Origin of the sequence: Streptomyces sp. NPDC093252 (assembly GCF_040683675.1) — a bacterium.
GTDB lineage: Bacteria > Actinomycetota > Actinomycetes > Streptomycetales > Streptomycetaceae > Streptomyces.
Map to the genome: position 1 here is coordinate 287,511 of NZ_JBFBEM010000001.1, position 26,101 is coordinate 313,611.

Genomic DNA, 26,101 nt, shown 5'->3' on the forward strand with positions numbered 1-26,101 from the left:
GTATGCCGACCGGAACAAGCCCCACCGGGCACTCCGTGCTGTCACCCCGCCATGTCGAACCGGGGCTCCCCGGTCCGGGTGCGTTTGACCTCGTAGAAGCCCGGGACCGTGGCCATGAGGACAAAGCCGTCCCACAGTTGGCCCGCCATCTCCCCGGCGGGGGCGGGAGAGACGACCGGTCCGAAGAAGCCGACCCGTTCGCCGTCCGGCGCGGGGAGCGCGATCACGGGGGTGCCGATGTCGCCGCCGGCCAGGGCGACGGCCTGGGCGTGGGAGGAGCGGATCGCCTCGTCGTGGGCGGTGGACTCGGCGGCCTCCGCCAGTTCCTCGGGGAGCCCGGCGTCCGTCAGGGCCGCGGTGAGGTTTCCCCAGTCGCCCTGGAGGTGGAAGCGGGTGCCCATCGCGGTGAAGAGATCACCCAGCGCCCGCTGTCCGAACCGCTCCTCGACCGCGGCGCACACGCGGACCGGCGCCCACATGTACTCCTCCCACTCCCCCTCGGGATGGTCGTCCCGGTGCTCGTTGAGCACCGACAGACTCATCACCCGCCAGCGGACGGTCACCGGGCGCACCTTGGTGACTTCCACCAGCCACCGCGAGGTGATCCAGGTGTAGGGGCACACCGGATCGAACCAGAAGTCCACACTCCGCTGTTCGGCCATACGACCGGCTCCTTTCGCTCACCCTCGCCGCCGTCATCTCGTCACCGTAGTCCCCCCCCGCCCCCCTGGACAGATCGACTTAGGTTAGGCTTACCTATGCCTTCTGGTAGTGGTAGCGCCTCCGCCCCGGCGAGGCGCGTCCCGTGGTGCCCGCACGTCCCCCGCGTTCCCCCCCGGTTCCCCGCAACACCCCGCCACTCACACCGCGGATCCAGCCACGTCCAGCACGTCCAGCACGTCCCCCGCATCCAGCACATCCCGTACGTCCAGTAGACAAGGTGCGTCATGGCCTTCGCCGCCTCTCCCTTCCGTCGCCGTAATCTCGCCGTCGCGGGTTCGCTCGCGCTCGCCCTGTTCATGACCGGCTGCGGCGGGTCCGACGACACCGCCGGTGACGAGGGCGGCTCCGGTGACGCCGGTGCCGCCGCGGGCGCCTTCCCGGTCACCATCGACAGCGCCCTCGGCGAGGCCACCATCGAGAGCGCGCCCCAGCGGATCGTCACGCTCGGCCAGGGCTCGGCGGAGACCGCCATCGCCCTGGGCACCGTCCCGGTCGGCGTGGAGGACTACCCGTGGGGCAGCGACGACACCGGCTATCTGCCCTGGGTGCACGCGGCGATCACGGAGCGGGGCGCCGACCTGCCCAAGGAGTTCACGGGCGGCGAGGAACTCGACATCGAGGCCATCACCGAGCTGGAGCCCGACCTGATCCTCGCCCCCTGGTCGGGCGTCACCCAGGACCAGTTCGACATCCTCAAGGACATCGCGCCGACCGTCGCGTACCCGGAGGAGGCGTGGTCCACCAACTGGGACCAGCAGATCGAGATCATCGCCGAGGCGATGGGCCGGCCCGACCAGGCGCAGGTGCTGATCGACGACATCGACGAGCAGCTCGCCGACGCCGCCGCCAGCCGCCCCCAGTACAAGGACGTCACGTTCTCCTACATCTACAACAGCGGCCCCGGCACCCTCGGCATCTTCAAGCCGCAGGAGCAGCGGGTGGCGATGGTCAGCAAGCTGGGACTGAAGGTCGACCCGGTGGTGGACGGCTTCGAGGAGACCCCGGGGACGGACTCGGCGGTCATGGGGCTGGAGAACGCCGACAAGCTGAGCGGCAGTGATGTGCTGTTCACCTTCTACTCGGACGCCAAGACCCGTGAGGAGGTCGAGGCGCAGCCGCTCTACGGGGCGATCCCCGCGGTCCGCAACCAGGCGCTGGTCTTCAGCAACGACCAGCCCTTCGTCACCGCGTCCTCGATCATCAACCCGCTGACCGTGCCGTACACCATCGACCGCTATCTGCCGATGATCGACAAGGCCGTCGCGCGGGTCGAGAAGTAGCCGGCCGCCGCCGTACCGGCCCGACGACACCACCCAGCACCCACCCACCACCCACCACCCACTCACGGGAACCGGCGTTGACGACACTCACCCCCACCCGTCCCGGGAAGGGCCGCCCCGCCGTGCTCCGGCGGGGCGGCCCCGCCCGCTATGCCTCGGCGCTCCTGCTGTGTCTGGTGCTGCTCGTGTGCGCCCTGCTGGCCAGCGTGATGTTCGGCAGCCAGCCCACCTCCCTGCGCGCCGTCCTGGAGGTGGTGACGGGCGACGGCGAGAGCTACACCCGGACGGTCGTGGAGAGCCGCTATCCACGGACGGTTCTGGGGCTGATGGCCGGGCTGTGCCTGGGCGTCGCGGGCACCCTCATGCAGGGCATCACCCGCAATCCGCTGGCCGAGCCCGGACTGCTCGGCATCAACGCGGGCGCGTCCGCCGCGATCGTCGCGGGCACCGCGTACTTCGGGGCGGCCGGGCAGCGGGAGACGATCTGGTGGGCGCTGGCCGGGGCGCTGCTGACCGGGCTGGTGGTCCATGTGATCGGCACGGTCGGCGGGGGCGGCGGGCCGGTCCGGCTGGTGCTGGCGGGCGCGGTGCTGTCGGCGGTGCTGGCGGCGTTCGTGCAGGCGGTGGCGCTGTCCCGGCCTCAGGTCTTCGACACCTACCGGTACTGGGTGGTGGGGTCGCTGGCGGGGCGCGGCTATGACGCGTTCTGGGCGGTGCTGCCGTTCGTGGCGGTCGGGTTCGTGCTGGCGCTGGTGCTGGCGCCGGGGCTGAACGCGATGGCGATGGGCGACGACAAGGCCGCCTCGCTCGGGATCAGTCCGGTGCGGGTCAAGGGCGCCGGGCTGCTCGCGGCGACCCTGCTGAGCGCCGCCGCGACGGCGGCCGTGGGGCCGATCGCCTTTGTCGGGCTGGCGGTTCCGCATGTGGTGCGGGCGCTGGTGGGGGCGGACTTCCGGGCGCAGCTCCTGTTCACCACGCTGGCGGGTCCGGTGCTGCTGCTGTTCTCGGACGTGGTGGGCCGGGTGGTGCTGCGTCCTCAGGAGCTGATGGTGGGGGTGGTCACCGCGTTCGTGGGCGCTCCGGCGCTGCTGTTCGCGGTGCGGCGGATGCGGGGGGCGACATGAGCGACATGGGCAAGATGGGCGGCGTGAAGGATGTGAGCCGGGTGGGTGGGGCGGTCGAGGAGCACGGCCGTCCCGCCCGTGTGCGGAGGGCGCGGCGCGGGGGCGGGGTGCTGCGGGTCGGCCCGTGGGTCGCCCTGCCCGTGCGGTATCCGACGGTGTCGGCGGCGTTCGCGTCCCTGGCGCTGCTGGCCGTGGCGGCGGTGGCGACCCTGTCCCTCGGGCGCCTCGGGATCGCGCTGCCCGAACTGCCGTCGGCGCTGGCGGGCGGCGCGACGGGCAGCGACGCGTTCGTGCTGAACCGGCTGCGCGGGCCGCGCCTGGTGGTGGCCGTCGGCACGGGGGCGGCGTTCGGGCTGTCCGGGGCGCTGTTCCAGTCGGTCACCCGCAATCCGCTGGGCAGCCCCGATGTGATCGGCCTGGGCGCGGGCGCCGGGGCGGGGGCCGCCGCGGCGGCGCTGTTCCTGCCGGGCGTGGTGCCGGTGGCGGTGGGCGCGCTGCTCGGGGCGCTGGTGGCGATGGCGGTGGTGTACCTCAGCACCGGGACCGGGTTCCGCAACCCCGGGCGGCTGGTGGTCGCGGGCATCGGCGTCTCGGCGATGGCCACGGCCCTGACGCAGTACGTGGTGTACGCCGTCGAGCGCGACCGGGCCAGCGCCCTCACCGCCTACATCAACGGCAGTCTGTCGGCGCGTTCCTGGGAGGACGCCCGGACCATCTGGCTGGTGCTGCTGCTCGCCCTGCCGCTGGCGGCGCTGCTGGCCCGTCCGCTGCGGGCCGCGGAGATGGGCGACGATCTGGCGGCGGGCCTGGGCGCGCGTCCGGCCCGGACGGCGACCTCGGCGATCCTGCTGTCCATCGTGCTGTCGGCGGGCGCGGTGAGCGTCGCGGGCCCGATCGCCTTCATCTCCCTCACGGCTCCGCAGATCGCCAAGCGGGTCACCCGCAACGGCGGACCCCACCTGGTCATGTCCACCCTCCTGGGCGGTCTCCTGCTGGTGCTGGCCGATCTGACGGCCCAGCAGCTCCCGCTCTTCGACAATCTGCCGGTGGGGCTGTACACCATGGCGCTGGGGGGTGCGTATCTGGGGTATCTGCTGGTGCGGGAGTGGCGGCGGTCTGGGGGGTAGTGAGGGGCGGGTAGTGGGGGGCGGGTAGCCGGGAGGCGGGTAGTGAGGGGCGGGTAGTGCGGGGGGCGGGTAGCCGCGCGCCCCGACCAGGGGCCCGCGCCAAGGGCCCACACCACGGCACCCCGCCAGGGAACCCCGCCAAGAGCCCACACCACGGCACCCCCTCCAGGCGACCCCGCCAAGAGCCCACGCCACCGCTCCCCTCCAGGGAACCCCGCCAAGAGCCCGCGCCACGGCCCCCCTCCACGGAACCCCCAGGGAACCCCCAAGGCCCCTCCGGGGGACATGGCCCGGCCGCCCCGCTCAGGTTCCGGGGAGGATACGGCGCGTCTCGTAGGTCCACATCGCGATCTCGACCCGGTTGCGGGCGCCGAGTTTGGCCATCAGGCTCGCCAGATGGGTCTTCACCGTGCTGAGGCTGATGTGCAGGGCGTCGGCGATCTCGGTGTTGGTCAGCCCGCGGGCGACGGCGAGGAGCACCTGCTCCTCGCGAGCGGTGACAGGGGAGACCGGCTGGGCGGCGGGCCGGCCTGCGGGCAGGTCCGCGAAGGCCCGGAGCAGACGGACGGTGACGCTGGGGGCGATGAGCGCCTCGCCGTCGGACGCCGACCGTACGGCCTGCGCCAGAAGGTCCGCTCCCGTGTCCTTGAGGAGGAAGCCGCGGGCGCCCGCGCGCAGCGCGCCGTAGACGTACTCGTCGAGGTCGAACGTGGTGATGACGACCACGGCCAGCGGGTCGGCGACACCCGGACCGGCGACCGACCGGGTGGCCTCCAGTCCGTCGATCACGGGCATGCGGATGTCGAACAGGCAGACGTCGGGGCGCAGTTCGCGGGCCAGCCGCACCGCTTCCTGTCCGTCGGCGGCCTCGCCGACCACCTCGATGCCGGGCTGGGCGTTCAGCATAATCCGCAGCCCGGTGCGGATGATGGCCTGGTCGTCAGCGACGAGGACGCGGATGGGCACTGCTCTCGGTCCTTCCTCTCGGCAGTTCGGCTTCGACCTGCCAGCCCCGGTCGGCGCGGGGACCGGCCCGCAGTGTGCCGCCGAGGAGGGCGGCGCGCTCGCGCAGTCCGGCAAGCCCGTACCCGGCAGGACCGTGTCCGGCCAATCCATGTCCGGCAAATCCATGTCCGGCCAGTCCATGTCCGGCACGGCCCCGGCCGGTGCGCCGGCCGTTGTCGCGCACGCTCACCCGTACCGTGTGCCGTTCGGCGGTGACCCGGACGACGACCTCGGTCGCGTCGACCGCGTGGCGCATCGCGTTGGTCACCGACTCCTGGACGATGCGGTAGACGGCGGCGTCCACGGCCGGGGGCAGCGCGTCCAGCGCGCCGTCGAGTCCCAGGTCCACCCTGAGGCGGCCACCCGGGGTCCGCGCCAGGCGCTCCAGATCCGCGACACCGGCAGGCGGCGCCAGTGCGGCGCCGACGCCGCGGTCCCGCAGGGCGGCGACCATGGCCCGCATGTCCTCCAGTGTGCGCGCGCCTTCCTCCTCGACCCCCTCCAGCGCCTCGACGGCGGCGGACGGATCGGTGTCCGCGAGGACCCGGCCCGCCTGGGCGATGATCACCATGGCCGACACATGGTGGGCCACCGTGTCGTGCAGTTCCCGGGCGAGTTGCTCGCGCTCGCGGGAGCGCACCTGGTCCCACTGCCGCTCGCGAGCGGTCACCCAGAGCCGCACCGCGGCCCCGACCACGCCGGGCAGCAGCAGGAAGACGAAGGCCGCGGCCTTCTCGGCGACCGGGGTGTCGTCCGTGACGGTCCCCAGGGTGCAGGCCGCGAGGGTCACCGCGCCGCCGAGCACCATGTCCCGTCCCGATCCCCATCGGGCCAGCGCGTACACCAGCACGACCACGACAGCGCCGGTGGCGAGGCCGACCGGCTCGCGCGGCGCGGCGACGACCGAGACCAGTTGGAGGAGGATCGCCGGGCCGAACGCCAGCGTGACCATCGCCAGTGGGCGGGTCCGGCGCCACAAGGGCAGCACGCACAGCCACACGGCGAACACCACGGCCACCGGCCGCCACACGACGTCCTCGCTCAGGGTGGCCTCCAGCGCCACACCGCCCAGGCCCACGGCGAGCAGCGCCCAGTCCCGCCACACCCGGGCGGGCGCGCCGGGCGGCCGGGGTTCGTTCCACAGGGTTCGCAGATCGTCTCGCAGCACGGTGCTCAGCCTAGGCATCACGCCGTGCCGCGCATCGGCCGAAAGGACGGGGCGTCGCTCCGCCCCGGGGCCGACGGTTCCACGGCCCGCGAGCCGATGCGGCGCAACGCGGTGGCGACGAGTCTCGGCACCGGAGCCGCGCAGTGCGGCCACGACGTGTGGGAGGACCCGATGCTCTCGAAAGCCCTGTTGCGCCTGGGCGCAAGCGCCGCCCGCCATCCGTGGCGGGTGATCGGGGCATGGCTGATCGCCGCCACGCTCGCCGTCCTCGCCGCGCTCGCGTTCGGCGGGCGGACCGCGGACTCGATGACCGCTCCTGGGCTGGACTCCCAGCGGGCCGCCGAACTGATCGAGCGGGCCGGTACCGGCCAGGAGGGGATGACCGCCCAAGTGGTCGTCACCCCCCGCGACGGTGGTGCGACGTTCTTCGACGACGGCAGCGCGCGCACCGCTCTCACGCGGGTGCGGGCCGAGGTGGGGCGGCTGCCGCACGTGCTCGGCACGAGCGACCCGGCCGGGGCACTCGACGCGGGCGGGGACACCGCCGTGCGCGGCGGCCTCATCTCGGCCGACGGGCGGATCGCGGTCGTCCGGGTGCAGTATCCCGACCAGAGCCAACTGTCGGGCGCGGACCTCGACGCCCTCGTCGGTCTCGGCGACCAACTGCGCGCCGAGCTGCCCCTGCGCGTCGAGATGGGCGGGAACCTCTTCTACGCCTTCTCCGAGGCCGACGGCGGCGCGAGCGAGCTGATCGGCCTCCTCGCCGCGGCCACGATCCTGTTCCTGGCGTTCGGTTCGCTGGTCGCCGCCGTGCTGCCGATCGGCATGGCGGTCTTCGGGCTGACCATCGGGGTGGCCACGATGACCGTACTGGCGGGGGTGGTGGACGTCCCGGCCTTCGCGCCGGTCCTGGGCAGCATGGTCGGGCTCGGCGTGGGCATCGACTACGCGCTGTTCGTGCTCGCCAGGCACCGGGAGCATCTGGCGCGCGGGCTCGCTCCCCATGAGGCCGCGGGGCGGGCGGTGGCCACGGCGGGCAGGCCCGTGGTCTTCGCCGGGGGTGTCGTCGTCGTGTCGATCCTCGGCCTCGCGGTCGCGAACGTGCCGTTCATCGCGGTGGGCGGGCTGGCCGTCTCGATCGTCGTACTGATCATGGTGGTCGCGTCGGTGACGCTGCTGCCCGCCTTCCTCGGCGCCGCAGGCCCCCGCCTGGCCCGGACCGACCGGACCGACCGGGTCGGGCGGGCCGAACGGATCGGGCGGATCGGGCGGATCGGCCAGGCCCTGCGGACCGGGATCCCGGGGCGGCTCGCACGGCGGCGGGACACGGTGGCGGGCGCCGCTCCCGCCGTCGGCTGGCGGCGCTGGATCGGGCACGTCGGCCGGCACCCGGTGCTGTACGCGGTCGGCGCGGCGGGGCTGCTGCTGACCGCGGCGCTGCCCGTGCTCGGCCTGCGCGTCGGCCTGCCCGACGACGGCTCGATGCCCCAGAGCCGTACCGAGCGCCGCGCCTACGACCTCGTCGCCGAGGGGTTCGGTCCGGGCACCAACGGTCCCCTCGTCATCGCCGCGGACCCGGCCGGTGATCCGGGAGTGCTGGACCGGCTCGTCGGGGCGGTCGCGGCGGATCCGGGCATCGCCTCCGTCGCGCCGACGCGCATCGACCGGGCCAGCGGCATCGCGACCTTCGTGGTGTTCCCGACCACCAGCCCCCAGGACAAGGCCACGGCCGACACCATCGCCCGGCTGCGCACCGGCGCGCTGCCCACGGCGATCGGGTCCGGCCCGGCGAGCGCCCACGTCGGCGGCGCCACCGCGAGCCTGTCCGACGTGGGCCAACGCACCAGCCAGCGCCTGCCGGTGCTCGTCGCCGTCGTGCTGGCGATGTCGTTCCTGCTGCTGGTGCCGGTCTTCCGCTCGATCCTCGTACCGCTCAAGGCGGTGCTGCTGAACCTGCTGAGCATCGGCGCGGCCTACGGTGTCATGGTCGCCGTCTTCCAGTGGGGCTGGGGAGGCGCACTCATCGGGCTGGAATCGACGGTTCCGATCGTGTCGTTCATCCCGATGTTCCTCTTCGCCATCCTGTTCGGGCTGTCGATGGACTACGAGGTGTTCCTCCTCGCCCGGGTGCGCGAGGAGTATCTGCGCACCGGCGACAACGGCACGGCGATCGTCGAGGGCGTCTCGCGCACCGCCCGGATCATCACCTCGGCCGCCCTCATCATGGTGGCGGTCTTCCTGTCCTTCGCCGTCGCCGAGGACCCCTCCACCAAGATGTTCGGGCTCGGCCTGGCCACCGCGATCTTCATCGACGCCACGGTGGTACGCATGGTGCTGGTACCGGCGACCATGACACTCCTCGGCCGGGCCAACTGGTGGCTGCCGAAGTGGCTGGACCGGATACTCCCCCGCGGCCCGGTCGGCACCAATGACACGGACGACACCAACGATCCCGACGACACGGACGGCACCGACGACGCGGACGATGCTGTCGCGGAATCCACGGGTGAGGCCGCGCGTCCACGACTGGTGGGCGGTTGACTCACCCCCTGCCCCCGCCCTCGGCGCCCGCCCGCGACCGCGTCCGGCGGGTCGGTCGGACGGCCGGTCGGTCGGACGGACGGACGGACGGACGGCGTCCTCGCCGACGCCGGACGCGTCGCCCTCCTCCAGCACGGGATCACGTGCACGCCCGCCCCATCCCACCCCACCGCCCGTGCATGACATCTGTCACCAAGGCAGGTGACAGACCGCCCTGGTGGGGCCCCTCGGCCGCCCGGACACTTCTCGTATGACGACGCATCAGCCGGGCGACGGCCCCTCCATCCGACCATGGACGCGCCGCGCGGTACTGGCCGCCACCGGCACTCTGGCGGCGGCCACCGCACTGAGCGCAGGCCCTGCCACCGCCACCACCACACCCGCCCCTCCCCTGCGCCTGACCCTGCCCGCCCCCACGGGCCGTCACCCCGTCGGCACGCACACTCTGCGGCTGGTGGACCGCTCGCGCCGGGACCCCTGGGTGCCGTCCCGGCCGGTGCGGGAGTTCATGGCGCAGATCTGGTACCCGGCGGCCCGCCCGCCCGGCCGCGCCCGCGCCCCGTGGATGACCCCGGCGGCGGCCCGGCACTTCCAGGCGTCGGGCGTCCTGCCCGCCGGTTATGTGACCCTGCCCGACTCCCATGCCGGAAGGGACCTCCCGGCCCGGACCCTGGGCGGCGCCCGCCCGGTGATCCTCTACTCCCACGGCCACGGCCAGCACCGCACGTCGGGCCTCTCCCTGGTGGAGGACCTGGCCAGTCACGGCTATGTCGTCGTCACGCTCGACCACACCTACGACGCCGGGCAGGTCGAGTTCCCCGGCGGCCGGGTGGAGACGTACGGGATGCCGGAGCTGACGCCCGACCTGCCGCCGGAGGAGGAGCGGCGGATCATCGAGCGGGCGCTGCGGGTACGGGTCGCGGACGTCCGGCACACCCTGACGACGCTCACCCGCGCGGTCCGCGACGGCGCCCCTTCCCTCCCCTCCGGTCTGCGCCGGATCACGGACCTCTCCCGCACCGCGATGTTCGGCCACTCGCTGGGCGGCGCCACCGCGGCGGAGGCGATGTGTCAGGGCCTGCCCGTGCTGGCCGGGGCGAACCTGGACGGCAGCCTCTTCGGCGATGTCCTCACCCGCGGCCTGGACCGCCCCCTCCTGCTCCTCGGCGCCGACGAGCCCGACCCCCCGACCTGGCTGGACACCTGGCCCCATCTGCGCTCCTGGCGCCGCTTCCTGCGCCTCACCGGCTCCGCGCACTTCTCCTTCACCGACTACACCCCGCTGCTCCCCCAGGCCGCCCCCCGTATCGGCGCGCCCCCCGAACTGCTCACCGCCCTCATCGGCACCCTGGACCCACCCCGCTCGCTGGCGGTCCAGCGGGAACTGCTGCTGGCCTTCTTCGACCTGCATCTGCGGGGGCGTGGGGCGCCGGTGCTGGAGGGACCCCGGGGAGACCTGCCGGAGGTCGAGTTCCGGAAGGCGGCGGATTCCTGACGACCGGGCCCCGCCCCGTACGGAGCCACACCGCAGCCCTCCGCCGCCACCGCACCACCGCCACCACCGCCACCGCCCCCCGCCGCCACCACACGATCAGGACACATCGGCGACCCGCTTGAACAGCCGACCGGCGAGATCGACCCCTACGACCACACCATCGGCATCGCGGGAGAAGTAGCCGCGCTGCCCCTGGAGACCGCCCTCGGTGACGAGGTACTCGTCACCGTCACCGGCGCCGTCGCCGCCGAGAAAGCCCATGGTGGCGGCCGGGTAGTCCGGGGGCATGTCCTCGTCCGACGCCTCGCGGAGTTCCGGCTTGATCCCGACCGCGAGGGTGAGGCGGGTGCCGTCGGTGGCGATGTCGAGGTTCATGGCGTCGATCTCGTAGCGGCCGACGACCTCGCGCGCCCGTCCGGCGTCGTACGGGACCGGCTCGACCGGCTTCTCGACGACGCCGAGGTAGTGCTCAAGTGCCCAGCGCACGACGGACTGGTTGAAGGGGTAGCCGTCCGGGCCGACGTTGGCCAGGGAGACCACCGCGAAGTTGCGCTCGGGCACGATGAGGAGTTCGGCGAACTGGCCGTTGCCCGAGCCGCCGTGTCCGATCGCGTGCAGGCCGTCCAGGTGGTGCAGGAACCAGCAGATACCGAACCCGTCACCGAGGGTGCTGGCGCGCAGGGCGACCGTCTGCTCGCGCATGCGGTGCAGTTCGGCGGCGGGGAGCACGCCCTCGCCGTCGCCCAACTGGAACCGCGCCCAGCGCAGCAGATCGCTCACCGAGGAGGAGAGGCCGCCGCCGGGGTTGTCGGCGCGCGCTCCCTCCTTGAAGGCCGCCCAGGGCCGGGCGGGCCGCAGTTCGCCGTCCTCATCGCGGTTGTAACCCACCGCGAACTTCCGGACCATCACCTCGGTGAGGCCGTACACGGTGTCGGACAGGCCGACCGGCTCCAGGACGAGTGAGGCCATGGCCTGCTCGAAGGGCTGCCCCGTGACCTTCTCGATGACCCGCCCGGCCAGGTTGTAACCGGCCTGGCTGTAGGAGGCGCGGGCCCCGGGCGGTGCGATCAGCGGCAGGTTCGGCAGCTTGGTCACGAGCCCGGCGAGGGAGCGGTCGCCCTCGCCGTCGTCGATCAGATTCCAGTCCAGCCCCGCGGTGTGGTTGAGCAGGTTCAGTACGGTGATCTCCGCCGCGGCCCGCTCCTCGGCGAGCTTCAGCTCGGGTATGTAGCGCCGGACCGGCGCGTCCAGGTCGACCTTCCCCTCGGCGACCAGGCGCATCAGCGCGGTCGCCGTGAAGGTCTTGGACACCGACGCGAGCGGGAACAGCGTCTTCTCGTCGACCGGCAGCGGGTTGGCGAGGCTGGTGACACCGTGGGAGGCGTACAGCTCCCGACCGTCCACCAGCACCCCCACGGACACACCCGGAACGCCCAGCTCCGTGGCCTGCGCGGTGACGAAGTCCGACAGCTTGTCCTGCGGCATTGCTCCCCCTTAGGGCACTTGAACTAAGTACGAGACTCACCATAGAGGCCGACTTGAACTATGTGCAAGACCTTCCATGAACTAAGTTCAAGTAGGGTGGCCGCCATGCCCCGACGAGACACCCTGACTGCGGACCGGATCGTCCGCGCGGCCATCGACCTGCTCGACGACGAGGGCCTGGACGGCCTCAACATGCGGAGTCTGGCGAAACGGCTCGACTCGGCCGCCACCGCCGTCTACTGGCACGTCAAGGCGAAGGACGACCTGGTCCGGCTGGCGAGCGAAGCGATCTGGCACGAGGTCGGACTGCCCGACCTCACCACCACCGACTGGCGCACGGCCGCCACCGCCCACGCCACCGGCATGCACGCGATGCTCACCCGGCACCCCTGGCTGGTCCAGGCGTTCGGCAGCCACCTCCTGTACGGGACCGCCCAGGCCCGGTACAACGACCTCAGCCTGGCCATCTACGAAGCCGCGGGATTCACCGCCGACGCCGCGGACCGGGCGGCGGGCGCCGTGTTCACCTTCGTCCTCGGCAGCGCGCTCGGCCCCGCCGCCCAGATCTCCCTGAACCGCCGACTCGCCAAGAACGGCACGGACGCCGAGAAGTCGATGGCCGACGCCGTGGCGCGGGCCACCGAGACCGCCAGGCAGTTCCCGCGCCTGCGCGAGCGCCTCGACACCACGGCCGCCAGGGAGTACGCCGCGGCGCCCGACAGCACGTTTGAGTTCGGGCTGCGGTCGTTGCTGGACGGTTTCGAGCGCCGTCTCGCGGTCGACGGGGGCGGTCCGCAGAACTCGTAGTGCGGCTTTGGGGAAGATCGGCGCGTTCGGGGTGACCGGGGGCTCGGTTGCGGCTCCCGGTGAGACAGCCGCACGGGACAACCGTGCCGGCCCTCGGGGGTCGCTGTGAGTTCTTGGCCGACAGAGCAACTCGGACCGGTACAACACCAATTGAGGCCCGGGCCGAGAAGTGAATGCCCCTCACATCCCCAGGCCGGAATCCCTCGTTGCCGCGATCCGCGATCGAGGTCCGCGATCCGGGGTCCGCGATCGGCGATCCGGTGCCGACGGGCGGCTTCGGTGGAGCCCCGGCGCTCTGCTGTGCGCCGGCCTGCTGGGAGTGGCGGCAACGCTGTCGACGCGTGGCCCCCGGGAGCGGGAGGACGGTCGTCAGCCGCTTTGACGACGGTGCGGACGACGGCGAGTCACGGCACGATCTCGCACTCCGGGCACTCCGGATGTTCACGGCACTCACGACGGACCCCCTCCCCTCCCCCCACCGCCGACAGGGTGAAGGCGCATGGCCGGATCCCACCCCCCGGAGCACAACTGTTCACATCGACCGAATGCCGTCGGTGTGAACCGGGCGGTCGTGGACAGGGCCGCCCGGGGCGGGGGTTCATGGACGTCGGACGGTCCCCGGACTCCCCGTGGGCCGTCCTCGGTTCCCCACAGCCGGACCCGACGCCCGGTCCCCGTGACCGGCCCCCGACGACTTGGAGCCTCTTCCGTGCACCGCAGAATCCTCGCTCCCGGCGCGCTCGCCGCAGCCTCCGTGCTGCTGGCCGTCCCGGCATCGGCCGCCGGCGTGTCCCCCGGAGCCCCCGGCATCGGCGACCCGTACTACCCCGCCTACGGCAACGGCGGCTACGACGTCTCCCACTACGACCTGCGGCTGAAGTACCAGCCGGCCACCGATCTCCTGGAGGGCACCGCGACCCTGCTGGCCCGTACCACCCAGGATCTCAGCCGCTTCAATCTGGACTTCCTCCTCGATGTCTCCGAGGTGCGGGTCAACGGGGCGCGGGCCACGTTCTCGACCTCCGGGGAGCACGAGCTGGTGGTCGTGCCGCGCACCCCGCTCGCCGCGGGCACCGAGGCCACGATCGTGGTGCGGTACGCCGGGGTGCCGTCGTCGAAGGAGGCGTACGGGTTCACCAACTGGCAGCGCACCCCCGACGGCGCCTACGTCGCGTACGAGCCCGAGGCGGCCTGGTGGTGGTTCCCCAGCAACGACCACCCCAAGGACAAGGCCACCTACGACGTCTCGGTCCAGGTGCCGGACGGCACCGAGGCCATCTCCAACGGCACCCTCCAGTGGACGAACTCACGCGCGGGCTGGACCCGTTGGTACTGGCGGTCCAACAAGCCGCAGGCGACCTATCTGGCCACCCTCGCGATCGGCCAGTACGAGATCACCACCGGGACCACCGAGAGCGGGCTGCCCGTCCTCAACGCCTACAGCGAGGACCTGGGCGACTCGGCGGGCGCCGCGCGGGCCAGCGTCGAGCGTACGGGTGAGATCACGGACTGGCTGGCGGAGTACTTCGGCCCGTATCCCTTCAACGCCGTCGGCGGCTATGTGCCGAGCGGGGACGCCTGGTACGCGCTGGAGACGCAGACCCGGCCGTTCTACGGCCCCAACATGTTCCTGGACGGCTCCAACACCTCCGTCGTCGTCCATGAGATGGCCCACCAGTGGTACGGCGACCTGGTCTCGGTGGCTAACTGGAAGGACATCTGGATCAACGAGGGGTTCGCCCGCTACGCCCAGTGGCTGTGGTCCGAGTACCAGAACGAGGGCACGGCCCAGGAACTGGCCGACTGGGTGTACGCCTCGCACCCGGCCGACGACCCGTTCTGGTCCGTACGGGTCGGGGACCCCGGCCCCGAGCACCTCTTCGACCTCGCCGTGTACGACCGGGGCGCCCTCGCCCTGCACGCCCTGCGCACCGAGATCGGCGACACCGACTTCTTCCGCATCCTGAAGGGCTGGCCGCAGCGGTACGCCCACGGCAACGCGTCGGTCGCCGACTTCCGGCACTACGCGGAGGAGGTGACCGGCAGATCGCTCGCCGGGCTCTTCGACACCTGGCTGTACCAGCCGGTGAAGCCGGACGCACCGGCCGCGGACCCGGCGTCCGCCCGCTCCGCGACCACGCCCCCACAGCGGCCGAAGTCGTGGGAGGACATCGCCGCGACCCATCGCGCGCACGACCACTGACGCGGCCTCGGGGCCCGGGTATCGGGTCCTGGGGCGGGGGATGGGGATTGAGTCCGGGCTCCCGGGTCGGGGCTCGGGTCCCGGATCCGGGGTCTCGGGCCCGCGGATCGTGCAGGGTGATTCCACGCCGGACGGGTCCCGCCAGATGGGTCCCGCCGGGCGGGGCGGGGCCCGTCGACGCCCGGCCAGGTCCGTATGACGGGCCCGGCCGGGCGTCGACGGGCCCGTCATACGGTCATCAGCCCCCCTCTCTTCAGCCCACCCGGCAGCGGGCGGCACTTCACCCGGGGCGGCCGGTGGCACCTCACCCGGCAGCGGACGCTGCTTCACCTGCCCGGCGTGACGGCACCCTCCAGAGGCCCCGGCATCGGGTAGGCGCGCTCCGTGGGGAACAGCCGCCGTGCCCTGCTCGCGTCGCCGGTCTGGATCAGTGCCGATGCCTTGCGGACCTGGGGGGTGAGGTCGGTGAGACCCACGATCCAGTCGTCGGTGAAGGTGCGGATCAGTTGGCGGCCGATGCCGACCTGGATGCTGTAGTGGTTCAGTGCCGCTCCGCGCGGCGAGCGCTCCGGGTCCCACTGGACATGGACGGCCGCCTGCGCGACGGCCGCCGGGTCGGCGGTCGTCAGCACGGCCCGGGACAGGGCCTCCTCCCAGCCCTCCCGGGTGATGCGCACCGCGAGAACCCGCTCCTGACCGGGCTTGCGGGCCCAGTTGCTGCGGTGCATGAGCCACATGAACGACGGCTTGATCCAGGTCATGCGGTGGAACGAGAACGGCGTGACGAAGCGGCCCGCCCGCAGTGCCGCGTCGGCGATGGCGGACGAGTACGCCTGGTAGACCACGATCGTGCGGGCGTCGTAGTCGGCACGAATCTGATGCTGGGGCGTCATGCGCCGCACCCTGCCACCTCGTCCGCGGTCCCGGCGAGCCGATTTCGTCCCCGTCGCCTGTCCGACGGTTCCGGTGTCCGTGGCCGGGGTTCCACCGGAGTCGCCGGGCCCGGTCGGGCGCACCGGCGATGAGTACGGGCCGGGGCCGGGCTCGTCCATGGACTCCAGCCGGCCGGCTCCCCCGGACTCCGTGAGCCGCGCACACCCGCACCGGCCACCGCCGAGTCGTGCGCGAGATCCGGGCCCTCGCCTCAAGGGCCCGTTCTCTGGGGGCCGGATTCACCCACCGGTCACCGTCACCGTGTCTCCCGTCCTGACCGCCAGGACCGGGACCCGGGTTTGCGGGCGCCCCTCGATCACTGGCAACCCGGGACCCCTGATCGATCTCGTCGCTGGACGGGGCACACACGAGGGCGTGCCCCGCCGGGGGAGGCGAACGGAGAGGTCCGCTGGGGGATTTATACCTGGGCCCGGCCGCGGCGACGCCGGTCAGGAGTGGGACCGGATCCATCAGTGCCCGTTCGTGCAGTCCTCGTACCGGCCTCTTGAGGGGAACCGGTCCGCTGTTCTTGAGTCGTTTTCTCCGGCTGCGGCGGCAGCGGCGGTGGCCGTCCGCCGGGGTTCGGTGTGTCCTCGGATCACAGGGAGGACCCGTATGGCGAGGTTGGACCCGGACAGATCCCGGTCGGTGACCGCCGAGTTCGAGGCGCTGCGCCGACGCTCCCCCCGACATTCCCCTCCTCACCCATGTCGACGACAGCGGCCGGGACACGACCGTCCTCACCCCCGCCGCGCTGGCCGCCGCAGCCGCCAGCGCGGCCCGGGAACTGTGCGCTCGCGGACTGCGGCCGGGTGACCCGGTGCTGCTGTGCTACCCCCCCCGTCACCGCACTTCGCGGTGGCGCTGCTCGCCTGTCTGCAATCGGGTCTGCTGCCGGTCCCGGTGTATCCCCCGAGTCCCCTGCGCCGGCCGCCGGACACCACCGCGCTGGCGGCCGTGGCACGGGACTGCGGTGCGGTGGCCGTCCTCACGGAGACGGCGTACGACCGGGCGCGGACCGTCGGCCGGGTCGTCGGCGCGGTGTCCGCGCGTCCGGGGTCCTGGACGGGGCTGCCGTGGTACCGCACGGACCGCTGGCGCCCGCTGGACCCCGACGCCGAGGGGACCGTACCGCCACGTCCCGCCGAGCCGGACGCCCCCGCGCTGCTCCAGTACACGTCGGGGTCGACCGGGGATCCCCGGGGCGTGGTGATCACCCACGGAAACCTGTGGGAGGAGATCACCGCGAACGCACACGACCTCGGACTCGGCCTCACGGGTGAAATGGGTGAAATGGGTGAAAATAGCGACGGGGAGGGTGTCCGGGGCGTGTTCTGGCTGCCCCAGTACCACGACTTCGGACTGATCAGCGTGCTGCTCAGCACCCTCGCCGGGAACGCGCGCACCCATCTGCTGTCCCCGCTCGCGTTCCTCCAGGACCCGGCGGTCTGGTTCGACGTCATGGACCGGGTCCGCGCCACGCACACGGCGGCACCCGACTTCGCCTACGACCTCGCGGTCCGGCGGACCACCGAGCGGACGCGCAGCCGTTGGGACCTGTCCTCGCTGCGGGTCGTGATGTCGGCGGCGGAGCCGATCCGCGCCGAGGCCATGGACCGGTTCTTCGACGCGTTCGCCGTCACCGGTCTGCGGCGCGAGGCGTTCTACCCCGCCTACGGTCTGGCGGAGCACACCGTCAGTGTCACCATGGGCGGCCGGGCCCGGCTCCGGCTGGACCGGGCGGCCCTCCGCGACGGCAGGGCCGTCCCACTGGACGGCGACGACGGCACCCCGTCGGCCGTGCACATCGGCTGCGGACGGGTCACCAAGTCCGGGGCGCGGGTGCGCATCGTCGATCCCGCCACCCTGCTGCCGTGCGAGCCGGGAAGGATCGGGGAGATCTGGGTGGACTCCCCCACCAAGGCGCACGGCTACCACGGCCGCCCCCAGGAGACCCGGGCCGTCTTCCGCGCGCGGGTCGCCGACGGGGACCCGGCGGAGTATCTGCGCACCGGGGACCTCGGCTTCCTCCACGACGGCGAACTGTTCGTCACCGGCCGCCACAAGGACCTGATCATCCTCGGCGGGCGCAACCTCTATCCGCAGGACATCGAGGAGAGCGTCCGGCGGAGCCATGAGCTGGTGCGTCCCGGAGGCGTCGCGGCGTTCACCGTCCCCGAGGAGCCGGGCGGGGACTACGCGGAGCGGCTGGTGGTGTTCGTGGAGGTCAGACAGGCGCGGCCGGGTCCCGAGACGCTCGACGCGCTGGCCGCCGCCGTACGGGCCCGGGTCCGCCGGGACCACGGCCACGGCTGCGACCTGGTGATCGGCACGGCCGGTCTGGTCCTGAAGACGACCAGTGGCAAGGTCCGGCGCGGTGCCTGCCGCGCCGCCCACCTCGACCGGGTCGCCGGCGCGGACCCGGGGGACGCGGCCCGGGGCGGGCGCCGGGATCCGGCACGGGCCGCGAAACCGCCCCGGACGGTGCTGCGGACCCTGCTGATGGGTACCGCGTCGGACCCGGCCCCCTCCCAGGGATGAGCGCGATGGCATCCCCGGGCGGGCCCGCGATCTGCCGGGGTCCCGACGACCCCCGTCTGCACGACATCGACGCCACCTTCCGCGCCCTGCTGGACCTGGTCGGCCGCACGGTCACCGGCATGTCCCGCGCGCTGCGCACCCGTGCCTTCCACGGCGAGTCGGTCACCGCCTCGGGCGAGTTGGAGGTGCTGGGCGCGGACGGGGCGTCCTCCGAGCCGCGGGTACCGCACGCCTTCCTGCGGCCCGGACGGCGCTTCGGGGCACTGGCCCGCTACAGCGACGCGGTCCCCGGCGACGACATCGCCCCGGCGGTGCGCGGAGTGACCCTTCGCCTGTTCGACGGCCCCCCGCACCCCTCGGACACCGGCGCCGTCCTGGACCTCACCTTCAACACCGGGGAGTGCTTCCACGCGGCCAGCGCGCACGAGTTCGTCACCCTGAGCCACAGTGGACCGGAGTGCGACGCGCTGCTGTCCCGGCACCCGGACCGGCGCGACCGGCTGTGGAACAACCACCGTCTCGCCCTGCCCTGTCCGGAGTACGACTACTACTCCCAGGTACCGCGCGGCTACCTCGCCCCGGACGGCACGGTGTGGGCGGCACGCTTCCGGCTGGTGGCGCCGGACGGCCCCCGCGACCTCGGCCGCTCCGACCCGGAGGGACGGTGGCTGCCGCCCGCGCCCCCCGGCCGGCTCCCGCGCCCCCCTGGGGACACCCGGCCCCCGGCGTTCTTCCGGGACGCGCTGCGCGCGCAGCTCGCCACCGCACCCGTGACCTCGCTGCTCCAGCTCCAGCTCCATCCCCTGTCCGGCGACCCCGCCGCCGACGCGGCCGTGTTCGACGCGACCCGGAGCTGGCGCCGGGCGCCCTGGCGGAACCTGGCCCGTCTGCGGCTGACCGGGGTCGTGCCCGACGACGCCGTGGAACCGCTGCGCTTCAACCCGGCGCTGGCGCCACCCGACCTCGGTGTCGCCCTGTCCGTCTCCCCGCACCGCACCACCTCCGTGGACCATCTGCGGGTCCTCGTCTACGAGCTGGGGTCGGCGGCACGGCTGGGGATGCGGACGGACGGGCGCCGCGTTGCCCTCCAGGCGGCGGCCCGGCCGTCCCTTCCCGACGATGCCCGCGACGCCTCGCCGGCGCCAGGACCTGCGGGACCGGCGGGGCCCCGTACGGTCTGTGTCGTGGGAGCCGGTCCCGGAGGGCTCGCCGCCGCGCGGCGGCTGGAGCGGCTCGGGCACCGGGTCACCGTCCTGGAGTCGGCGCCCGCCGTCGCCGGCAAGTGCGAGTCCGTGGAGCTGGACGGCGCCGTCCACGACCTCGGCGCGCATCTGTGCACCACGGCGTACACCTCGGTCTCCCGGCTCGCCGACGAACTCGGTGTCGCGACCGTGGACACCACCCCGTACCTGGTCCACGGCGGCGGGCCCGGCGACGGGCCGCCGCACCCGCCGCCGGACGACTTCTTCCGGCCGGATGTGTTCGGGCGCTACCGGCGCCTGCGCGCCGAACGGTTCCCGGCCCTGGCCGGTCCTGGTCTCGCGCACTGCGCGGGCGCGCTCGCGGCCCCCGTCGGGCAGTGGCTGGCCGAGCACCGCCTCACGCCCATGGCCCGCTCGCTCGGCACCGGTTTCACGGCCGCCGGCTACGGCGCCCTGGACGACCCGGACACCCCCGCGCTGCTGTTCGCGAAGTTCGCCGAGATGACGGGTCTGCTGTCCACGACACCGCAGTTGCGCGGCCACACCGGCGGGTTCACCCCGGCGGGCGGGTTCGCCGACCTGTGGCGCCGGGTCGCGGCCGAGCTGCGGGACGTACGGACCGGAGTGCGGATCGAGCGGACGCCCGGCCGGGTGCGGGTGCGGTGCGGGGACGGGACCGTCGTCGACGCGGACGATCTGGTGCTCACCGTCTCCCCGGACCGGGTGCGGGGCTCGCTCGACCTGTCCGGGGAGGAACGGGAACTGGCCGGTCTGGTGCGGTACATGCCCTATCGCACCCTGCTGTGCACGATCACCGGACTCCCCCGGTCCGGCTTCTATCTGCTCGCGGGAAACATCCGGTCGGCGGACCCCGGCCGCTGTGTCTCCTTCCACCACCGCCACCCCGGCACCGACATCTACACCTGCTACGCCTACGAGGGCCCCGGCGGGTCCGGGGCCGAGCGGCGGCTCGCGCGGGACGTGGAGCGGCTCGGCGGACGGCTGGTGGCGGTGCACGAGGAGCGGAGCTGGCCGTTCATGCCGCACTTCGGCAGCGCCGCGACCGCTGCGGGGGCGTATGAGCGGCTGGAGGCGCTGCAAGGTGCCCGGGGGACGTACCACGTCGGCGGACTCCCCGCGTTCGAGCTGGTCGAGTGTGTCGTCGCGCACGCCGAGGAGACGGTGGACCGTCACTTCCCGCCGGCCGGGGCCACGGTCCCGGCGCGGACGGCGGGAGCCGTTCCGGTGCAGCGGCAGGCGCCCGTACCCGTACCCGCGCTGCCGGACCGGACAGCACCCGCTCCCACCCCCGCCGCCGTACGCGACTGGCTCGCCACGCGTCTCGCCGCCGAACTCGGCATCCCCCGCGACGCCCTGGACACCGCGGCCCCCCTGGACGACCACGGCCTGACCTCGCTCACCGCGGCCGTGGTGCAGTCCGAGCTGTCGGAGTGGCTGGGCTACCGCGTACCGCACACCCTGCTGCTGCACTCCCCCACCCTGGACGCGGTGGCCGACCGGCTGGCCTCCCACGGCCGGGACGCGCCCGACGGCGGCGGCCCGGACGCGACGGGCCCGTCCCTCGTCCTGCCGCTCACCCCGGTCCGGCCGCTGTTCCTGCTCGGCGGGATCGTCGGCACACCGCACTACCTGCGCCCGCTGGCCCGGGCGCTCGACCGCACCCACCCCTGCTTCGGCCTGCGGTCGCCCGGACTGGACGGTCTGGAGCCACCGCCGGTCCGGATCGAGGACCTGGCGGACCGGTACGTGGCGGAGCTGAGGAAGGTCCAGCCGCACGGCCCGTACACCCTCGCCGGGCACTCCTTCGGCGGGCTGGTCGCCTATGAGATGGCACTGCAACTGGCCCACGAGGGAGCGGAGATCACCCGGCTGGTGCTGCTGGACACCTATGTGCCGGTACCGGGACAGCGTCCGCCGCCGTCCGACGAGACGGCCGCCGTCCGCGAGCTGTCCCGGATGAACGCGGCCGTCTCCGGCACGCCGGTACCGCGGATCGACACGGGACTGCCTCCCGCCCGGCAACGGGAGCTGCTGGCCATGGCCCTCGGCGCAACGGGCTCACTGCCGCCCGAGGACCATGTCACCCATCTCCTCACGGTCTACCAGGCCAACCTGGAGGCGCTGACGGACTACCGGATCAGCCACACCGAGGTTCCGGTGACACTGATCCGGGCGCGGGGAGGGTTTCCGTCCGTGATGGACCCCGAGCGGGCGATCCGGCATCCCGCCGACCCGTGGAACGGCTGGGGCGCCGCGCGGCTCCCCGGCTTCGAGGTGCTGGAGGCGCCCGGGGACCACTTCACCCTGCTGCACGAGGAGCACCGGCACACCCTCGCCACGCTGCTGACCCGGGCGCTGCGGTCCCGGGACGGCGGCGACGCCGTGCCCACGACGATCCCGGAGCCGCGCCGATGACCACCGCCCCCGCCCCACCCCCCTATGTCTCGGGTGCGCTGCCCGTCCTCGGCCACGCGGCGGAGTTCATGCGCCGGCCGGAAGAACTGCTCGCCCGGGGGCGGGCGGAGCACGGCGATCTCTTCTCCCTCCGGCTCCCCGTGGGGCGCGCGGTGGTGATGGGCGGGTCCGAGCACGCCGGGTTCGTCTTCGGGCGGCCGGAGGAGAGCCTGTCGATCCGGGAGGCGTACCCCTTCTTCCGGCACATGTTCACGGCCGAGGCGTACTTCCTGGCGGAGCACGAGGAGTATCTGCGCCAGCGCGAGATGGTACTGCCGAGGTTCCGGTCGCACCGGATGGCGGATCATCTCGGGGTCATGGAGCACGAGATCGGCGCCTTCGTCGCGGGGCTGCCGGACGAGGGGGAGTTCGACCTGGTGGAGGCCATGGGGCCGCTGGTGCTACGGATCGCGGCCGGCTGTTTCCTCGGCCGTGATGTCCAGGCCGCGATCAGCGGGTTCTTCGCCCTGTTCCGGGACTTCTCCGGCGGGGTGGACCCGCTGCTGCCGGGATGGTTCCCGGCACCCCGTCTGATCCGCAGCCACCGGGCACGCGACCGGCTCCGCGCCGGGGTGGGCCGCCTGCTCGACGAACGGCGGCGCGAGCCGCTGCCGGACCCCGACTTCCTCCAGCAGCTCGCCGAGGCCCGGTACGCCGACGGGAGTCCCGTCCCGGACTCCATCCGGATCAGCCTCGTCCTGATGCTGGTCTGGGTCGGCTACGAGACCACGACCGGCCATCTGTGCTGGGCCCTGATCGACCTGCTCCGGCATCCGGAGGAACGGCGGCTGGTCGAGGCGGAGCGGCGGCGGGTGCTCCCGGACCCGGTGGTCCCCCTGACCCCGGCCCTGCTGCACCGGATGCGGCGCCTGGACGCCGCCGTCCACGAGAGCGAACGTCTGCATCCGATCACCAACGGGGTCGTCCGCACGGCACGCGAGGACCTCGTCCTGGGCGAGGCGCTGATCCCGCGCGGGACGACCGTCGTCCTCCACCCCGGCCTGGTACACAGCGCTCCGGGGACGTTCCCGGACCCCGGGGTGTTCCGGCCCGGCCGCTTCCTCTCCGACCCCGCCGCGGGCCGGGCCCTGATCGGCTTCGGCGGCGGCCTGCACCGCTGCCTGGGTGAGCACTTCGCCTATACGGAGATCAAACTCATCCTGACCCGACTGCTCCACCACCTCGATCTGCGCCTCATCGACGCCGACCCCCGGCCCGTCGCGGGCCAGAAGAACAAGTGGCCTCGGACGCCGTGCCGGGTCGGGTACGTGCGCAGGTGAAGGGCGCGCGTTCCGGTGAACGGAGCACCTCCCTTCGACACCGGCCGGGGGGAGAGGTGAGGGGAGGGGGCCCGCCGGGGGCGCACGGGTCTCCCGTCACCCACCCTGCGTCTCCGCGCCCCCGGAGCCGGAGGCGGGGGCGGGGATCACGCCGCACTCCGCCGCCCACGCGAGCAACGCCGTCTCGGCCGCCTCGCGTGACTGGGGGCCGCCGTCGATGTGCAGTTGCTGAAGGTGGCGGATGGCCGCCCCCACCGTCCGGCCCGGTGGTATGCCGAGCAGGGTGATGACGTCCTTGCCGCTGAGGGGCACCGGGATGCCGGGGAGCCGCTCATGGACGGCTCGTGCGGCGGCGGCGCGCTCCCTGGACTCCCGCTCGGCCGCCTCTCTCGCCTGCCACGCGTCGTAGTCGGCGACATCCCGGGCCGTCAGAGCGGCGGCGTGCCAGTCCCGCTCGTCCCGCCCCTGGCCGAGTCCCACTGCCACGAACAGATCGTTGTGCTCGGGCGCTCCGGGACCCGCCGACACCGCCCCGAGCCGGGCCAGCACGGCGTTGATCGGCCACTCCTCCCTCGGCCCACGGAACTCCGAGTCACCCACCGGCCCCCACTCCAGCACACCGGCCCGCCACAGGGCGGCGGTCTGCTCACCGTCACCGGCCCAGAAGTCCGCTGTCACATGGGCCACCGGTCCGCTCCGCGAGAGGGCGCGCAGCGATCCCGGGAGATCGGCGCGGAGTTCGGCGGTCAGCGGCAGCAGCCCCATCCGCTGCCCGAGCGGGGCGACCACCGCCCCGGCCACTCCCGCGGCCCAGCTCCGCAAGCGGTCGAAGTCACCTATGACGGCATCGAGTCGGTACGACATGCGCGCAGAGTAGCCGCGCCGCCGCGGCGCCGACGACCCGCGAAGGGTGCGTGGGAGGGATTCAGGGCCGATGGACTCGGAGCCCCGGCCCCAGCCGCTGGTGCTGGCAGCCGGGACCACGGGCCGCGGCGAGGACCTGAGCGCGCTCGTCTCCTCGGGCGCCCGTGTACCGCCCGGCAGATCCCGCCCGCACGGCCGGGCACACCGGGCGCCCTCCTGCCCCACTTCTCAGGCGACTTCGTAGGGCGGGGGTTCCATGGCGTTCGCCCAGCCCTGGGTGCCCGCGCGTTCGCGTATGTGGTCGCGGGTGGCTTCGGCGAGGCGCCGGGCGCGCTTGAGGTCGGGGGCGAGGAGGGTGCCGCCGTACTTCATGACGTGGCCGTTGACCAGGACGGTGTCGACCTCGGCGCGGGCGGCCTGGAAGACGATCTGGTGGGCGGGGTTGGTGAGGGGGACCATGGAGGGGGTGTCGGCCCGCAGGAGGACCAGGTCGGCGAGTTTGCCGGGGGTGATGGAGCCCAGCTTCGAGCCGAGGCCGAGTGCGTCGGCGCCGCCCTGGGTGGCGTAGTGGATCATGTCCTCGGTGCGGAGCCTGTTGTTGATGACGGTCCTGCCCTGGGCGTGGGCCCGCTGGTGGTCGAGGCCGCGGTCGGCGTTGAGGACGGTGCGCATGGCGTTGAACATGTCCCCGCTCCACCAGACGCTGGTGTCGGTGGAGAGGGAGAGGGGGATGCCGAGGTCGCGGGCCCTGCCGGAGGGCGGGTAGCCCTGCCCGGCGTTGAGTTCGCTCTCGGCGGCGATGGAGATGTTGCCGCCGCTGTCGGCGATCATGCGGTAGGAGTCGTCTGACAGCGTGCCCGCGTGCACATAGGTGTTGGTGGGGAGCAGGTAGCCGTTGTCGCGGAGGATTCTGATGCCCTCGTCGGAGGAGAGGTTCCAGATCCCGGCGTGCTGGGTGACGGTCAGATCGCGGTCGCGGGCGTACTCCCAGGCGACGCGCTCGGGGAAGGCCGGGTCGTGGGGCGGTTCCCAGGCGAGCTGGAGGGTGACCAGTTGGTCCCTGGAGGAGAAGCGTGAGCGCAGGAGCCGTTCGACGTCCCCGGTGACGGCCCAGTTCTCGGGGCCGGCGGTGCCGTTGCCGTAGGCGAGACGGGCCCGGCCGCCGGAGTCGAACAGGGCGTCGGCGGCGGCCTCGGCGTGGTCGTAGGTGTAGAGGGCGTGCGACCAGTCCAGGGTGGTGGTGACACCGCTGTCGATGGCCTCGACCATGGCGAGATAGTTCCCGGCGTAGATGTCCTCGGGGCGCCAGTTCCGGCCCCAGCCGGCGAAGAGGTGGTCGATGTAGTTGGTGATGGTCCATTCGGCGCCGACCCCGCGCAGCGCGGTCTGCCACAGGTGCCGGTGGGTGTCGATCATGCCGGGCATCAGGATGCGGTCACGGCCCTCGATCACGACGGCGTTCGGGGGTACCGCCAGTTTGGGGGCGACCGCTGTGACGGTGGCTCCGGTGACCAGCACATCGGCCTTGGGGAGGGTGCCGAGGCGGGGGTCGCCGGTGACGACGGTGGCGCCGCGGAAGTGGATCGGGCGGCCGGGTGCGAAGGACGGGACCGGGGAGGGCGCCTCCGGCCGGGCCGTGGCGGTGGCGGCGGTGGTGAGCCCGAGGCCGACCGCGCCGGTCCCCGCCACGAAGGAGCGTCTGCCCAGCCATGACGGTGAGCGGTTCACAGTGAACTCCAGTTCTGTACCGGCTGGTTGGGTCCGGTATCGGAGTGGATGATGACTTCGACAGGGCAGCACATTAACAGCATTTGTTCATCATTCACATATTGAACTTTGGACTAGATG

Annotated in this window: 17 protein-coding genes; 10 read left to right on the top strand and 7 right to left on the bottom strand. The window is 73.1% G+C overall.

Going from position 1 to position 26,101, the window contains the following annotated elements:
• Positions 1–41: 41 nt before the first annotated feature.
• Positions 42–662 (bottom strand): disulfide bond formation protein DsbA, encoded by a 621-nt coding sequence (locus AB0O01_RS01070; RefSeq protein ID WP_365309618.1) that lies wholly within the window; start codon positions 660–662, stop codon positions 42–44.
• Positions 663–947: 285 nt separating this feature from the next.
• Here AB0O01_RS01070 and AB0O01_RS01075 point away from each other — a divergent pair, with 285 nt between their 5' ends.
• The 3 genes from AB0O01_RS01075 to AB0O01_RS01085 all read left to right on the top strand — a co-directional run bounded on the left by AB0O01_RS01075 (position 948) and on the right by AB0O01_RS01085 (position 4,254).
• Positions 948–2,003 (top strand): iron-siderophore ABC transporter substrate-binding protein, encoded by a 1,056-nt coding sequence (locus AB0O01_RS01075; protein WP_365309620.1) that lies wholly within the window; start codon positions 948–950, stop codon positions 2,001–2,003.
• 77 nt (positions 2,004–2,080) lie between these two features.
• Entirely contained in the window at positions 2,081–3,127 is a 1,047-nt protein-coding gene (locus tag AB0O01_RS01080; protein ID WP_365309622.1) for an iron ABC transporter permease, read from the top strand.
• Positions 3,124–4,254 carry an iron chelate uptake ABC transporter family permease subunit gene (locus AB0O01_RS01085; protein ID WP_365309624.1) on the top strand — a complete coding sequence of 377 codons (1,131 nt, stop codon included), beginning with the start codon at positions 3,124–3,126 and terminating at the stop codon, positions 4,252–4,254. The genes AB0O01_RS01080 and AB0O01_RS01085 overlap by 4 nt, the downstream gene beginning before the upstream one ends.
• 303 nt (positions 4,255–4,557) lie before the next feature.
• On the opposite strand, the gene AB0O01_RS01090 is transcribed toward AB0O01_RS01085, so the two are convergent.
• On the bottom strand, positions 4,558–5,220 hold the full coding sequence (locus tag AB0O01_RS01090) for a response regulator transcription factor (protein ID WP_365309626.1): 663 nt from the start codon (positions 5,218–5,220) through the stop codon (positions 4,558–4,560).
• The gene (locus AB0O01_RS01095) at positions 5,195–6,427 is read right to left on the bottom strand and encodes a histidine kinase (protein WP_365309628.1); all 1,233 of its coding nucleotides are present in this window, start codon (positions 6,425–6,427) and stop codon (positions 5,195–5,197) included. Before AB0O01_RS01095 ends, AB0O01_RS01090 begins: the two co-directional genes overlap by 26 nt.
• A 24-nt stretch (positions 6,428–6,451) precedes the next feature.
• On the opposite strand from AB0O01_RS01095, the gene AB0O01_RS01100 reads away from it, so the two are divergent.
• A complete protein-coding gene (locus AB0O01_RS01100) occupies positions 6,452–8,968 on the top strand; it encodes an MMPL family transporter (RefSeq protein WP_365309630.1) in 2,517 nt (838 codons plus the stop codon).
• 250 nt (positions 8,969–9,218) lie between these two features.
• Positions 9,219–10,463 carry a lipase gene (locus AB0O01_RS01105; protein ID WP_365309632.1) on the top strand — a complete coding sequence of 415 codons (1,245 nt, stop codon included), beginning with the start codon at positions 9,219–9,221 and terminating at the stop codon, positions 10,461–10,463.
• A 96-nt stretch (positions 10,464–10,559) separates the two neighbouring features.
• On the opposite strand, the gene AB0O01_RS01110 is transcribed toward AB0O01_RS01105, so the two are convergent.
• Complete coding sequence (locus AB0O01_RS01110; protein ID WP_365309634.1) at positions 10,560–11,948, bottom strand: serine hydrolase domain-containing protein; 1,389 nt, start codon at positions 11,946–11,948, stop codon at positions 10,560–10,562.
• A gap of 105 nt (positions 11,949–12,053) precedes the next feature.
• On the opposite strand from AB0O01_RS01110, the gene AB0O01_RS01115 reads away from it, so the two are divergent.
• Entirely contained in the window at positions 12,054–12,755 is a 702-nt protein-coding gene (locus AB0O01_RS01115; protein ID WP_365309637.1) for a TetR/AcrR family transcriptional regulator, read from the top strand.
• A 709-nt stretch (positions 12,756–13,464) separates the two neighbouring features.
• A complete protein-coding gene (locus tag AB0O01_RS01120) occupies positions 13,465–14,958 on the top strand; it encodes a M1 family metallopeptidase (protein WP_365309639.1) in 1,494 nt (497 codons plus the stop codon).
• Positions 14,959–15,284: 326 nt separating this feature from the next.
• Here the strand turns inward: AB0O01_RS01120 and AB0O01_RS01125 are convergent, their stop codons facing one another.
• Positions 15,285–15,851 carry a DUF4291 domain-containing protein gene (locus AB0O01_RS01125; protein WP_365309641.1) on the bottom strand — a complete coding sequence of 189 codons (567 nt, stop codon included), beginning with the start codon at positions 15,849–15,851 and terminating at the stop codon, positions 15,285–15,287.
• Positions 15,852–16,719: 868 nt separating this feature from the next.
• On the opposite strand from AB0O01_RS01125, the gene AB0O01_RS01130 reads away from it, so the two are divergent.
• Genes AB0O01_RS01130 through AB0O01_RS01140 form a run of 3 tightly spaced genes read left to right on the top strand, consistent with a single transcriptional unit; the run spans position 16,720 to position 23,389 of the window.
• Positions 16,720–18,432, top strand: coding sequence for an AMP-binding protein (locus AB0O01_RS01130; RefSeq protein ID WP_365309642.1), 1,713 nt, complete (start codon positions 16,720–16,722; stop codon positions 18,430–18,432).
• Between the two features lie 5 nt (positions 18,433–18,437).
• Positions 18,438–22,070 carry an alpha/beta fold hydrolase gene (locus tag AB0O01_RS01135; RefSeq protein ID WP_365309644.1) on the top strand — a complete coding sequence of 1,211 codons (3,633 nt, stop codon included), beginning with the start codon at positions 18,438–18,440 and terminating at the stop codon, positions 22,068–22,070.
• The gene (locus AB0O01_RS01140) at positions 22,067–23,389 is read left to right on the top strand and encodes a cytochrome P450 (RefSeq protein ID WP_365309646.1); all 1,323 of its coding nucleotides are present in this window, start codon (positions 22,067–22,069) and stop codon (positions 23,387–23,389) included. Before AB0O01_RS01135 ends, AB0O01_RS01140 begins: the two co-directional genes overlap by 4 nt.
• A gap of 96 nt (positions 23,390–23,485) precedes the next feature.
• Here the strand turns inward: AB0O01_RS01140 and AB0O01_RS01145 are convergent, their stop codons facing one another.
• Positions 23,486–24,253 carry a hypothetical protein gene (locus AB0O01_RS01145; RefSeq protein ID WP_365309648.1) on the bottom strand — a complete coding sequence of 256 codons (768 nt, stop codon included), beginning with the start codon at positions 24,251–24,253 and terminating at the stop codon, positions 23,486–23,488.
• Between the two features lie 228 nt (positions 24,254–24,481).
• Positions 24,482–25,981, bottom strand: a complete 1,500-nt coding sequence (locus tag AB0O01_RS01150) for an amidohydrolase family protein (protein WP_365309650.1) — start codon at positions 25,979–25,981, stop codon at positions 24,482–24,484.
• Between the last annotated feature and the right edge of the window lie 120 nt (positions 25,982–26,101).